Source organism: Streptomyces sp. NPDC012888 (genome assembly GCF_042900645.1).
In the GTDB taxonomy this organism is placed as follows: Bacteria; Actinomycetota; Actinomycetes; order Streptomycetales; family Streptomycetaceae; genus Streptomyces.
The window spans coordinates 370,943-384,296 of the sequence record NZ_JBIBBM010000003.1; the positions used below are offsets into that span (position 1 = coordinate 370,943).

Below are 13,354 nucleotides of genomic sequence, written 5' to 3' on the forward strand. Positions count from 1 at the left end.
GCGGAAGCCGCCGGGGCCGCTGAGGTCGCCGAGGCCGCGCCGAAGGGCCGTACGCGCCGCCGGGCCACCCGTGCCGCGACCGCTCCGGTCGCGGAGGCCGCCGAGGTCCCCGAGGCCCCCCAGGTGGTCGAGGCTCCGGTCGCGGAAGCCGCCGGGGCCGCTGAGGTCGCCGAGGCCGCGCCGAAGGGCCGTACGCGCCGCCGGGCCACCCGTGCCGCGACCGCTCCGGTCGCGGAGGCTCCGGTGGAGGAGGCCCCCGAGGCCCCCGAGAGCGTCGAGGCTCCGGTTGCGGAAACCGCCGAGGTCGCCGAGGCCGCGCCGAAGGGCCGTACCCGCCGTCGGGCGACGCGCGCCGTGACCGCTCCGACCGAGGCCGAGCCCGCCGCCGAGGCCGCAGTCGAGACCGCCGAGGCCCCGCAGGCCCCGCAGGCCGCCCAGGCCCCCGTGACCGTCGCGGACGTCGTCGACGCGCCCAAGGGCCGTACCCGTCGCCGCGCCACCCGGGCCACCGCCCCCGCGCAGCCGGTCGAGCCCGCGCCCGCCGCCGAAGAGGCCCCCGCGCCGCGTGGCCGCCGGGTCACCCGTCCCGCGGTGCCCGTCTTCCAGGCCCCGGTGTTCGCCGAGCCGATGTTCCAGACCCCGGAGACCGCTGCCGCGGCGGCCGCCGCCGCGCACCTCGCCGCTCAGGAGGCCGAAGCCGAGGAGGCCGAGGAGGAGACCGAGACCGAGGCCGTCGCCGAGGCTCCCGCGAGGCCCTCCGGCCGTCGCCGTCGCCGCCGTGGCGAGGCCGCCGCCGAGCCCGAGCCGGTCGTCGAGACCGTCCCGGCCGAGGTCGCCGACCTCCCGGAGGTGGAGGAAGAGGCCGAGTCCGAAGCGGAGGCCGAGGAGTCGGACGAGCGTCCGTCGCGCCGCCGTCGCCGTGGTGGCCGCCGTCGTCGTCGCGGCGAGGCCGTCGACCTCGACGAGGCCGCCGAGGAGATGGAGGAGGCCGAGGAGGCCGCCGCCGGGTCCGAGGAAGAGGACGAGGAGGAAGAGGACGAGGGCACCGGCGCCCTGGGTTCCGCCTCCAGCCGCCGTCGCCGTCGCCGCCGTCGCCGCTCCGGTGACGCCGGCACCGAGGCCGAGGCCGCCGAGGAGGACGGCGTCCGCACCGTCGTCAAGGTGCGCGAGCCGCGTCCGGCGCGGGAGAGGGAGCCCGGTTCGAGCACGGACGAGGTGCAGTCCATCAAGGGCTCCACCCGCCTGGAGGCCAAGAAGCAGCGCCGCCGCGAGGGCCGCGAGCAGGGCCGCCGACGTGTCCCGATCATCACCGAGGCCGAGTTCCTGGCCCGCCGCGAGGCAGTCGAGCGCGTGATGGTCGTCCGCCAGAACGGCGAGCGCACCCAGATCGGCGTCCTCGAGGACAACGTGCTCGTCGAGCACTACGTCAACAAGGAGCAGGCCACCTCGTACGTCGGCAACGTCTACCTGGGCAAGGTCCAGAACGTGCTGCCGTCGATGGAGGCCGCCTTCATCGACATCGGCAAGGGCCGCAACGCCGTCCTGTACGCCGGCGAGGTCAACTTCGAGGCGCTCGGCATGGCCAACGGGCCGCGCCGCATCGAGTCCGCCCTGAAGTCCGGCCAGTCCGTGCTGGTCCAGGTCACCAAGGACCCGATCGGCCACAAGGGCGCCCGCCTGACCTCTCAGGTCTCGCTGCCCGGCCGCTACCTGGTCTACGTGCCCGAGGGCTCGATGACCGGCATCAGCCGCAAGCTGCCCGACACCGAGCGCGCCCGGCTGAAGACCATCCTCAAGAAGATCGTCCCCGAGGACGCGGGCGTCATCGTGCGCACCGCCGCCGAGGGCGCCAGCGAGGACGAGCTGCGCCGCGACGTCGAGCGCCTGCAGGCGCAGTGGGAGGACATCCAGAAGAAGTCGAAGCAGATCTCGACCTCGTCGCCGAGCCTGCTGTACGGCGAGCCGGACATGACGGTCCGCGTCGTCCGCGACATCTTCAACGAGGACTTCTCCAAGGTCATCGTCAGCGGTGACGAGGCGTGGGAGACCATCCACGGCTACGTCTCGCACGTCGCGCCGGACCTCGCGGGCCGCCTGCAGCGCTGGACCTCCGAGGTGGACGTCTTCGCGACGTACCGGATCGACGAGCAGCTGGCCAAGGCGCTCGACCGCAAGGTGTGGCTGCCCTCGGGCGGCTCCCTGGTGATCGACAAGACCGAGGCGATGGTCGTCATCGACGTCAACACCGGCAAGTTCACGGGCCAGGGCGGGAACCTGGAGGAGACCGTCACCCGGAACAACCTGGAGGCGGCCGAGGAGATCGTGCGCCAGCTGCGGCTGCGCGACCTGGGCGGCATCGTCGTCATCGACTTCATCGACATGGTGCTGGAGTCCAACCGGGACCTGGTGCTGCGGCGCATGCTGGAGTGCCTGGGCCGGGACCGTACGAAGCACCAGGTCGCCGAGGTCACCTCGCTGGGCCTGGTCCAGATGACCCGCAAGCGGGTGGGCCAGGGCCTGCTGGAGTCGTTCTCCGAGACCTGCGTCCACTGCAACGGGCGCGGTGTGATCGTCCACATGGAGCAGCCGGCCGCGGTCGGCGGCGGCAACGGCAAGCGGGCGCGCAAGCGCGGCGGCCGGGGCCACGAGCACGAGCACGACCTGGCGTTCGAGGCGGTCGAGACCGCCGCGTCCGTTCCGGCCGTGGAGACCGAGTCGGAGGCCGAGGTCGCGGCGGAGGCCGCCGCTCCGGTGGCTCTTCCGGAGCCGGCGTTCACGCCGGACGAGGAGCTGTACGGCAGCGCCGCCGAGGCGGAGGCCGCGGCGGGCCTGAGCCCGCGCCGCAACCGCCGCCGCGCCACCCGCAAGGCCACGGCCCCGGCCGGTGCCCCGCGCTCCGCGCGGGCCGTGCCGGCCCAGGCCGCGGAGCCGGCCGTCGAGCCGGTCGCCGAGCCGGTCGCCGAGGCCGTGGTGGAGCCGGTGGTGCAGGCCGAGCCGGTGACCGAGCCCGCGGACACCGTCCTGGAGCCGGCCGCCGAGGTCGTCGCCGAGGCCGTGGCGGCGGCGGAGACCGTCGAGGCCACCGCGGTGGCCGAGCCGGAGCCGGTCGTCGAGGCCGCCCCGGCGCGTCCGCGCCGCCGTGCCACCCGCAAGGCCACCGCTCCGGCGGGTTCGCCGAAGCCGGCCGAGGCCGCTGCCGAGGCCGCTGCCGAGGTCGTCGTCCCGGCGGTCGAGGCCGCCGCGGTGACCGAGCCGGTGGCCGAGCCGGTGGCCGAGCCGGAGCCGGTCGTCGAGGCCGCCCCGGCGCGTCCGCGCCGCCGTGCCACCCGCAAGGCCACCGCTCCGGCCGGTTCCCCGGCGGGCGCCGAGGCCGCGGTCGTGGTCGTCGGCACCCCGGCCGAGACGGAGACGGCCGAGGCCGAAGCCCCGGCGGAGGCCGCGGCCGAGTCCGAGGCTCCGGCCGAGGAGACGGCTCCGGCCAAGAAGACGGCCCGTAAGACGGCTGCCAAGAAGGCCCCGGCGAAGAAGGCCGTCGCCAAGAAGACGACGACCGCGAAGAAGGCCGTCGCCAAGAAGACGACGGCGAAGAAGACCACGGCCAAGAAGGCGACCAAGAAGACCGCGGCGGCGGAGCAGAACGCTCCCTCCGTCACGGCCTCCACCGACACGGACGCCTGACCGGACCGGACCAGGTCGCACGACGACGGACCGCCCCGGCCCCGCACCCGCGGGCCGGGGCGGTCCCGTATGCGCGGAACGAGGACCCCGATGGACGTCACCGGCGTCGACAGCGTCTTCCTGGCCCGAGGACCGGCGGGACCGGCCGTGGAGGCCTTCCTCGACGCGTGGCTCGTCCGCTGGCCCGCTGCTCTACCAGCCGCCGGCCCGGCCGCTGCTGACCGTACGCGCCGCGCAGGACCCGTACCGGGACCTCCCGGCGGGCGAGTCCGGCGGCTACGAGCCGTACGACGTCGAGCTGGTCGGCGCCGGCCTCGCGCTGGTCACCGCGGTGACGCCCGGCCCGCCGGGGGACCCGTTCACGGACGCGGTGCACGGGGAGCTGCGCCGCGCCCTCGCCGCCGCGGGGACCCGGTTTGACCTCTGAAACCCCTGCCCGTAACCTTGGCCGTCGGCGTGTCTACGTGCGCGCCAGCCACTGAGCACCTCACCTCCCGGGCCGCAAGCGGCACGGGGGAGGCCGCCCGCGTTCCGCGGGGTCGGCTGGCTTCAGGGGTTCCATTCGAGCGAGAGAGAGATCCGCGTGTACGCCATCGTGCGCAGCGGTGGTCGCCAGCACAAGGTTGCTGTCGGCGACATCGTTGAGGTTGACAAGATTTCCACTGCCCAGGTTGGCGACACGGTCGAGCTCTCGACCCTGCTCGTTGTCGACGGCGACGCCGTGACCTCCGACCCGTGGGTCCTGGCCGGCATCAAGGTCCAGGCCGAGGTCGTGGACCACCACAAGGGCGCCAAGATCGACATCCTGCGCTACAAGAACAAGACGGGCTACCGCCGTCGCCAGGGTCACCGTCAGCAGTACACGGCGATCAAGGTCACGTCCATCCCGACGGCCGCGAAGTAAAGAGGGACTGAGCAATGGCACACAAGAAGGGCGCATCGTCCACCCGGAACGGTCGCGACTCCAATGCCCAGCGGCTCGGCGTGAAGCGCTTCGGCGGTCAGGTCGTTTCCGCTGGTGAGATCCTCGTCCGCCAGCGCGGCACCCACTTCCACCCGGGCGCCGGTGTCGGCCGTGGTGGCGACGACACGCTGTTCGCCCTGCAGGCCGGCGCGGTGCAGTTCGGCACCCACCGTGGCCGCAAGGTCGTGAACATCGTTCCGGCCGCCTGATCCGATCATCTGATCTAGGCGTTCGAAACTCACCGAGGGCGGATCTGAGTCTTCCCGGCTGTGCCGGGAAGCGGGTCCGCCCTCGGCGCGTTACACAGGCAGTAGCGCACGGACTTTCCCGTACATCGCTGTACATCTCTGGAGGAACAACCATGACCACCTTCGTGGACCGCGTCGAGCTGCACGTCGCCGCGGGTAACGGAGGCCACGGCTGCGCCTCCGTACACCGGGAGAAGTTCAAGCCGCTCGGCGGCCCCGACGGCGGCAACGGTGGCCGCGGCGGCGACGTGATCCTGACCGTCGACCAGTCGATCACCACGCTGCTGGAGTACCACCACAGCCCGCACCGCAAGGCCACCAACGGCAAGCCCGGCGAGGGCGGCAACCGCTCCGGCAAGGACGGCCAGGACCTGGTCCTGCCCGTTCCGGACGGCACGGTCGTCCTCGACAAGCAGGGCAACGTCCTCGCCGACCTGGTCGGCGAGGGCACCACCTACGTCGCCGCCCAGGGCGGCCGTGGCGGCCTCGGCAACGCCGCGCTCGCCTCGGCCCGCCGCAAGGCGCCCGGTTTCGCGCTGCTCGGCGAGCCCGGTGACCTCGGCGACATCGTCCTGGAGCTGAAGACCGTCGCCGACGTGGCCCTCGTCGGCTACCCCAGCGCCGGCAAGTCCTCGCTGATCTCGGTGCTCTCCGCGGCCAAGCCGAAGATCGCCGACTACCCGTTCACCACCCTGGTCCCGAACCTGGGCGTGGTCACCGCCGGCTCCACCGTCTACACCATCGCCGACGTCCCCGGCCTGATCCCCGGCGCCAGCCAGGGCCGCGGCCTGGGCCTGGAGTTCCTCCGGCACGTGGAGCGCTGCTCCGTGCTGGTGCACGTACTGGACACCGCCACCCTGGAGTCCGACCGGGACCCGGTCTCCGACCTCGACGTCATCGAGGAGGAGCTGCGGCTCTACGGCGGCGGCCTGGAGAAGCGCCCCCGCCTGGTGGTGCTGAACAAGGTCGACGTCCCCGACGGCCGGGACCTCGCCGAGATGATCCGGCCCGAGCTGGAGGAGCGCGGCTACAAGGTCTTCGAGGTGTCCGCGGTGGCCCGTACGGGCCTGAAGGAGCTGTCCTTCGCCCTCGCGGAGATCGTGGCCCGGGCCCGGGCGCGCAAGCCCAAGCAGGAGGCCACCCGGATCGTCATCCGCCCGAAGGCCGTGGACGACGCGGGCTTCACCGTCACCTACGACGAGCAGGAGGACCTGTACCGCGTGCGCGGCGAGAAGCCGGAGCGCTGGGTCCGGCAGACCGACTTCAACAACGACGAGGCCGTCGGCTACCTGGCGGACCGGCTCAACCGCCTCGGCGTCGAAGAGCAGCTGATGAAGGCCGGCGCCCGTGCGGGCGACGGCGTGGCGATCGGCCCGGACGAGAACGCGGTGGTCTTCGACTGGGAGCCGACCATGATGGCCGGCGCCGAGATGCTCGGCCGCCGTGGCGAGGACCACCGCATGGACGCCCCCCGTCCGGCGGTCCAGCGCCGCAAGGACAAGGAAGCACAGCGCGGTGACGCCGCGCAGCGCGAATTCGACGAGTTCCGCCCGTTCTGATGACTCGCCCGCAGGGGTGAATCCAGGTTTACCCGGCTCCCGTAGGATCCGTCCGGTGAACAACCCATGCGTCAGCGTCGTCGTGATCGCCTACAACGACGCCGGGCTCGTGGGCGAGGCCGTCGCTTCGGCACTCGCCCAGGGCCCGGTCGTCCGCGAGGTGATCGCGGTGAACGACAGGTCGTCCGACGGCACCGGTGCGGTGCTGGACGGGCTGGCCGACGAGCACCCGCGCCTGAAGGTGATCCACCGGGCGGAGAACAGCGGCGGCTGCGGCACCCCCCGCAACGACGGCATCGCCGCCGCCACCGCCCCGTACGTGCTGTTCCTCGACAGTGACGACGTCCTGCCGGAGGGGGCCGCCGACGCCCTGGTGGCCGCCGCCACCAGACACGAGGCACAGGTCACCGTGGGCGCCTGCGTGCGCCGCGAGCTGCCGCACGGCAACGAGGTCCCCTGGGTGCCGGGCCTGTACACCCCGGGCGACGTGATCGAACGGCCGGACCAGCGGCCGGAGCTGGTCCGCGACACCCTCTGCGTCAACAAGCTCTACGAGCGGGAGTTCCTGGAGAAGAACGGGATCCGCTTCCCCGACGGCAGGTTCGTCTACGAGGACTTCGTCTTCACCGCGCGGGTGCTGGCCGCCGGCCCCCGCGTGGCCGTCATCGACGACCTGGTCTACGTCTGGCACGTGCGGCGCAGCGCAGCCCAGGTGTCGATCTCCCTGGACCGCAAGGACGTCGGCAACTGGCGCTCCCGAGTGGAGGCGCACCGGCGGGCCGCCGCGATCCTCCAGGCCTCCTCCCCGGAGCTCGGGCACGCCTGCCGGGTCAAGTTCCTGGAGTACGACCTGCGGATGTACCTCAGGGAGCTCGGCACCGACCCCGACTACCAGCGGGCCTGGTGGACGCTGACCCGCGAGTACCTGGACACCTTCGACGAGGCCGCCGTCGAGGCCACACCGGCGAAGGTCCGCTGGCTGGTGCGGGTCCTGCGGGCCACGCCCGTGCCGCCGGCCGGCACCGCCCGGCTGGCCCGGTTCGCCGCGGAGCCGCCCGCGCTGCTGCCGCCGTACGCGGTGTCCGCCGACGGCACCCCGGTGTGGAGCGAGGAGCTGCCCGGCGCCGTCCTGGACGGGCTCGCCGAGCTGCCGTTCGAGGAGCTCCCGGTCGCCGTCGACGCCCGCCCGGGCGGGGCCGGCGCGCTGGCCGTCCGGGTGCACGACCTGTACGGGCGGCTCGCGCAGGCCCGCCCGGCGACCGTGCGGCTGCTCTTCCTGCCCGCCGGAGGGGGCGAGCCGGTGTCGGAGCCCGCGGTTCCGCTCCGCGCCGCCGAGGAGGGCTCCTGGGCCGCGGAGGTGCCCTTCAAGCTCGCCGCGCTGACCGTGCTCGGCCGCCGTCGCGGCCTGCGCGGGATCCAGCTGTGGGACCTGCGGGCGGAGGTGCGCTGCGAGGACGGAAACGTCCTGGTTACCTCCTTGCGGCCGCTCGGTGACCTGCTGCGTCGCCGGGCGTTGTTCAGCAGCCGGTACGGTGTTCTGCTGGCGCAGTCCTACCGGACTGCTGCCGGAGGGCTCGCGCTGCGACTGGCAGCGGGGGCCAACGGCGTGGCGAGCCTCGCGCGCAACCGCCTCGGCCGGGCCCGCATGGGCCGTGGCGCCTAGCAGGGCGCCCGCACGACAACGGACAGACTCGGGAGACCCGTAATGACGTTTCTGATCACCGGTGGAGCCGGGTACATCGGCTCGCACGTCGTCCGCGCGATGGTCGCCGCGGGGGAGAAGGTCGTGGTCCTGGACGACCTGTCCACCGGTAACGAGGACCGGGTCCCCGAGGGCGTGCCCCTGGTGATCGGCTCGGTCCTGGACCGGCTGGTCCTCGACCAGACCATCCGCGAGCACAAGATCACCGGCGTGGTCCACCTGGCCGGCAAGAAGCAGGTCGGCGAGTCCGTCGAGAAGCCGCTGTACTACTACCACGAGAACGTGGAGGGCCTCCAGGTCCTGCTCGGCGCGGTCGCCGCCGCCGGCATCCGCAACTTCCTGTTCTCCTCCTCGGCCTCCGTCTACGGCATGCCCGACGTGGACCTGGTCACCGAGCAGACCCCGCCCGCGCCGCTCAGCCCGTACGGCGAGACCAAGCTGGCCGGCGAGTGGCTGGTCCGGGCGGCCGGCAAGGCGCACGGCATCGCCACCGCCTGCCTGCGCTACTTCAACGTGGCCGGCGCCGCGACCCCCGAGCTCGCCGACACCGGCGTGTTCAACCTGGTCCCGATGGTCTTCGAGCGGTACGACCGGGGCGAGGGCGCGCGGATCTTCGGCGACGACTACCCCACCCCGGACGGCACCTGCATCCGCGACTACATCCACGTCGAGGACCTCGCCGAGGCCCACGTGGCCGCCGCCCGCAAGCTCGCCGAGTGGGCGGGCGCCGGCGAGTACAAGGACCTCACCGTCAACATCGGCCGTGGCGAAGGCGTCTCCGTGCGCGAGATGGTCGACCTCCTCGGCGAACTGACCGGGCACGACCAGGCGCCGGTCGTCACTCCGCGCCGCCCCGGCGACCCGGCGAAGGTCGTCGCGTCCGCCGACCGGATCGCGGCCGAACTGGGCTGGAAGGCCCGCCACGACGTCCGCGAGATGATCGTCTCGGCGTGGGCCGGCTGGCAGGCCAACAAGAGCCTGGTCCACCACGAGCGCTGACCGGCGGGCCGCACGGCCCGGGTACACGAAGGAGGCCGCCGTCCCCGCTTCCCGGGGAGGGCGGCCTCCTTCACGTGCTCCTCGTGCCGCGCCGGCCGGCGGCTAGCGCTGCAGGAACGCGAACAGCTCTTCCCACCGGTCGGTGATCTCCGCACTGGAGTACCGCTTCACGTTGTGGAACGCGGCATCGCCCATCCGGTCCCGCAGCCCCTTGTCGGACATCAGCCGGTCCAGGTGCCCGGCCAGCTCCACCGTGTTGCCGAGCCGGGCCAGCAGGCCGTCCTCGGCGTGCGTGACGATCTCGCGGACGCCCGGCGCGCAGTCGAAGGCCACCGGGGCCACGCCCGCCGCCATCGCCTCCAGCAGCGTGATCGGGAAGCCCTCCGCGCGCGAGGCCTGCGCGAACACCGAGGCGCCGCGCAGCGCGCCCAGCACGTCACCGGTGCTGCCCATCCACTCCACCGAGTCGTCCAGGCCGAGGGAGGTGCAGTACGCGCGCAGCGTCGCCTCCTCCGCGCCGGCCCCGTAGATCCGCAGCTTCCAGTCGGGGTGCTGCGGCGCGGCGTCCGCCCAGGCGTCCAGCAGCAGGTCCACGCCCTTCTCGAAGGCGAGCCGGCCCACGCAGGCCACCACCTTCGCCTCGCGCGGCGCCGGCTCGTCCGGCATGAACGGCAGCGGGTTCGGCATGCTGCCGGTGTTGTCCATGCCCGCCCGGATCCACAGGTCCGCGTCCTCCGGGGTGAGCACCAGCATCCGGTCCACGTCCTTGTAGAACCGGCGGACCCGGGAGCCCCGCGAGGACTTGTGGCTGGCCTCGAACGACTCGTGGCTCATCCCGATCACGGTAAGCCCCTTGGTGTCGGCCAGCGCCACCCACTCCATCGCCCACACCTGGGTGCAGATCACCACGGCACCCGGCCGGGCCGCGCGGAACAGCCCGTTCAGCTTCTCCGCCTGCTCGTGCATGGCGGCCCGCCGGGCCGCCTGGCGGCGCCGCTCCGGCGCGTTCAGCTTCCCCTTGAGCCCGCGCAGCGCCCGCGGAGAGGGCGGCCGTACGTCGTACAGCGTGGTGGTCGCGTACGGCAGGTCCGCCGGGAACTCCTGGCGGATGTGGTCCTCGACCGGCGCGATGCCGATCACGTGGACGCGGTGGCCGCGGTCGCTCAGCAGCCGGGCCATCTGGTGCGACCAGGTCGTCACCCCGCCGATCTCGTCGACGCTGTTGGAGACGAAGAAGATGTCCCGGCTCACTTGCCGCTCCCCTTGAAGAACTTCTCGACGATCCGGCGGGCGGCGTCCCCGCGGTCGTACTCACCGAACTCGGCCAGGAAACGCTGCCTCGCCTCGGCGTACTTGGCGTCCGCCTCGTCGAAGGCGGCGACCGCCTGCAGCAGTTCGTCGGCCGTGGCCACGACCGGACCGGGCGCCTTCGACTTGAGGTCGAAGTAGGTGCCGCGGGTGTCCGTCGCGTAGGCCTCGTAGTCGTACGCGAAGAACAGCATCGGCCGGTCCAGGACCGCGTAGTCGAACATCACCGAGGAGTAGTCGGTGATCAGGCCGTCCGCCAGGGCCAGCAGCGGGGTGACGTCATGGTGCTTGGACACGTCGATGACGCGCCCGGCCACCGACGGCGGCAGGGTGACGCTGTTCAGGTAGTGGGTGCGCACCAGCAGGGTGAAACGGTCCCCCAGCCGGTCGGCGAACTCCTCCACGTCGAACGGGAAGCTGAAGCCCTCCACCGAACCGTCCGCGGCGGCCCGGAACGTCGGCGCGTACAGCAGCACCTTCTTGCCCGGGTCGATGCCCAGCTCGGCGGCCAGCGGCCCGCGCACCCGCTCGCCGCTGTCCGCCTCCGCCCGCTGCGCCTCGACCAGCGCGTCGTTGCGCGGGTAGCCGCAGCGCAGCAGCACGTCCTCGCGGAGCCGGAAGCCCTTGGCGAGGGTGCGGGTGTCGTACTCGGACCGGACCAGGAAGTGGTCGAACCGGTCGATGGCCTTCTGGAAGGCGGCCTGCCCGTCCTGGCCGAGCGCCTTGGTGCGCGGCTCGTGGAAGCCCATCCGCTTGAGCGCGGAGCCGTGCCAGGTCTGGATGTACGTGGTGCCCGGGCGCTTGGCCAGGGCCAGCGGGAAGCCCTGGTTGTCGATCCAGAACTCGGCCTGGGCCAGGGCCCGCAGGTACTGCCAGCTCCACCGCTTGACGAGGGTGGCGTCCTTGGGGAACCCGGTGGGCTTGCCTGCGTAGGACCACACGGCCTCGAACTCGACGCCCTGGCGGACCATCTCCTCGTAGATGGCGCGCGGGCTGTCGCTGTACTGCTTGCCCATGTGGCTCTCGAAGACGACCAGGCCCTTCTTGACCGGCAGCTTCGAGAAGACCTCGTGGTAGACCTTCACCTTCTGCTCGCCGGAGCCGATGTTCCGCTTGGTCTTCAGCGCCTTCTTCAGGCTGCGCTTGACCAGTCCGGCGGCCCTGCCCTGCATGGCGTTGTTGATCAGCGCCTGGGTGCGGACCGCGGCCGCGCCCTCGGCGGTGAGCACGTAGGAGAGGTTGCCCTTCTTGGTGATCTCCGGCTCGAAGCGGTCCGAGACCAGCCGGGTCAGCCGGGGGCGGACCCGCAGCGCGGCCGCCTCCTCCAGGTCGACCCCGCCGACCGCGACCCGGGTGAGGATCTTGTCGCCGCCGGCCGTCAGCTTCAGCCGGACGTCCCAGACGGCGTCGATGATGCCGAGCGGCCGGACGGTGCGGCCGACGTCGGCCTTCGCGGTCCACTCGATCGTGTCACCGGCGTGCCGGACCGACTCCACCGGGAAGCTGAACGACTTCACGCCGATCTGCCTGCGGGCCCGGAACTCCAGCTCCGCCTTGAGCGGGACGTCCGCGGCGATGCGCCCCAGCGGGTTGACCACCGCGCCGGACATCCGGACGGTGCCGCGGCCGTCGTCCTCGTACGAGGTGAGCCGGTTGCCCAGCGCGAGGGAGGACAGCGGGGCGGTGTGGAAGCCCTGGTCGGTGACGTCCAGTATCCGCCGGGCCTCGGCCTCGTCGAGGTGCTCGCCGCACCAGTAGACGCGGCCGTCGCGCTCGGCCAGCGCGGAGGTCAGCCGGCCGCGGTTGGTCATCGACTCGGCGGCCGGGAGGAGGTTGTCCCAGTCCTCCTTGCCGAGCAGGTAGGCGCAGATCGCCTGGAGGTGGTTGACGTGGTCGTACGCGGCCGGGTCGATGCCCGCCAGGTAGCCGTTGGCCAGCCGGGCGAACTCCTGCCGGTAGTCGTCGTCCAGCAGGTGCAGGTCACGGAGGTGCAGCACCAGGTCGTGCTTGAGGAACTTGGCGTCCTTCGCCGACTTGAGCTGGTCGTAACCCTTGTCGGCCAGGAGTTCGTCGACGCGGCGGTGGATCTCCATCCGGTGGACGAAATTGGCGATTTCGTGACGTCGGTTGCTGATGGACTTCGAAGCGGCCTTTTCCTGGACGTTCCAGAAGTAGACGTGGTTGGGGATCAGGGTGATCCGGCCGGCCGCCACGTACGCCTGCGCGGAGAACAGCAGGTCCTCGTAGTGGATGCCGACGGGGAACTCCAGGCCCTGCTCCAGCAGGAACTCGCGCCGGTAGCACTTGTTCGTGGAGAGGGTGTCGTAGACCAGCAGGTCGGGGTACTCGGTGACGGACTCCAGCGTCCGCGTCCGGGAGTAGATCCACGGGTACCACTCGGTGGTCTTGCGGAAGCGGTTGTCGAGGTGGACCCGTACGCACATGCCGGAGACCAGGTCGGCTCCGGTCCGCTCGGCGGCGTCCAGCATGTTCCGGCAGGCGTTGCGCTCCAGCACGTCGTCACTGTCGAGGAACATGACGTAGGTGCCGGCGGCCTGCTGGATGCCGTGGTTGCGCGGAGCACCGCAGCCACCGCTGTTCTGCGGCAGCTGGAATGCGCGCACTCTCCCCGGGTGCGCGGCCTCGAGTTCCTTGGCGACCTCGAACGACCGGTCCTTGCTGCAGTCGTCGACGATGACGACTTCGACCCCCTGCAGGGTCTGGTCCACAACCGACTGGACGGCCGTCGGCAGACGCTCTGCGTCGTTGTAGACGATCACGACCACGGAGACGTCAGGCACGTGCACCTCGATCCCTATTTGTTCCATTCCGCTTAACCCGTCAAAACTACCCTGTGTTCCACTCGACTCCGGTCGCCGGGCGAGCGGCGTGCATA

The 13,354-nt window shown here is 72.2% G+C and carries 8 protein-coding genes; 6 read left to right on the forward strand and 2 right to left on the reverse strand.

The window, feature by feature from the left end; genetic code table 11:
• From ACFY61_RS06520 to galE, 6 genes are all read left to right on the forward strand, one after another.
• Positions 1-3,678: ribonuclease E/G (locus tag ACFY61_RS06520; protein WP_389467736.1), on the forward strand; the 3,678-nt coding region annotated here is incomplete at its 5' end.
• 583 nt (positions 3,679-4,261) lie between these two features.
• Positions 4,262-4,582 carry a 50S ribosomal protein L21 gene (rplU, locus tag ACFY61_RS06525; RefSeq protein ID WP_389467738.1) on the forward strand — a complete coding sequence of 107 codons (321 nt, stop codon included), beginning with the start codon at positions 4,262-4,264 and terminating at the stop codon, positions 4,580-4,582.
• Positions 4,583-4,596: 14 nt separating this feature from the next.
• Positions 4,597-4,851: a 50S ribosomal protein L27 gene (gene rpmA, locus ACFY61_RS06530; protein ID WP_008738950.1), complete on the forward strand. Its 255-nt coding sequence runs from the start codon at positions 4,597-4,599 to the stop codon at positions 4,849-4,851.
• A gap of 152 nt (positions 4,852-5,003) precedes the next feature.
• Positions 5,004-6,449 (forward strand): GTPase ObgE, encoded by a 1,446-nt coding sequence (gene obgE, locus ACFY61_RS06535; protein ID WP_389467740.1) that lies wholly within the window; start codon positions 5,004-5,006, stop codon positions 6,447-6,449.
• Between the two features lie 55 nt (positions 6,450-6,504).
• Entirely contained in the window at positions 6,505-8,112 is a 1,608-nt protein-coding gene (locus tag ACFY61_RS06540; RefSeq protein ID WP_389467743.1) for a glycosyltransferase, read from the forward strand.
• Positions 8,113-8,154: 42 nt separating this feature from the next.
• Positions 8,155-9,150 carry a UDP-glucose 4-epimerase GalE gene (galE, locus tag ACFY61_RS06545; RefSeq protein ID WP_389467745.1) on the forward strand — a complete coding sequence of 332 codons (996 nt, stop codon included), beginning with the start codon at positions 8,155-8,157 and terminating at the stop codon, positions 9,148-9,150.
• Positions 9,151-9,252: 102 nt separating this feature from the next.
• On the opposite strand, the gene ACFY61_RS06550 is transcribed toward galE, so the two are convergent.
• On the reverse strand, positions 9,253-10,401 hold the full coding sequence (locus tag ACFY61_RS06550; protein ID WP_389467747.1) for a glycosyltransferase: 1,149 nt from the start codon (positions 10,399-10,401) through the stop codon (positions 9,253-9,255).
• Positions 10,398-13,265, reverse strand: a complete 2,868-nt coding sequence (locus ACFY61_RS06555) for a CDP-glycerol glycerophosphotransferase family protein (RefSeq protein ID WP_389468181.1) — start codon at positions 13,263-13,265, stop codon at positions 10,398-10,400. The genes ACFY61_RS06550 and ACFY61_RS06555 overlap by 4 nt, the downstream gene beginning before the upstream one ends.
• Between the last annotated feature and the right edge of the window lie 89 nt (positions 13,266-13,354).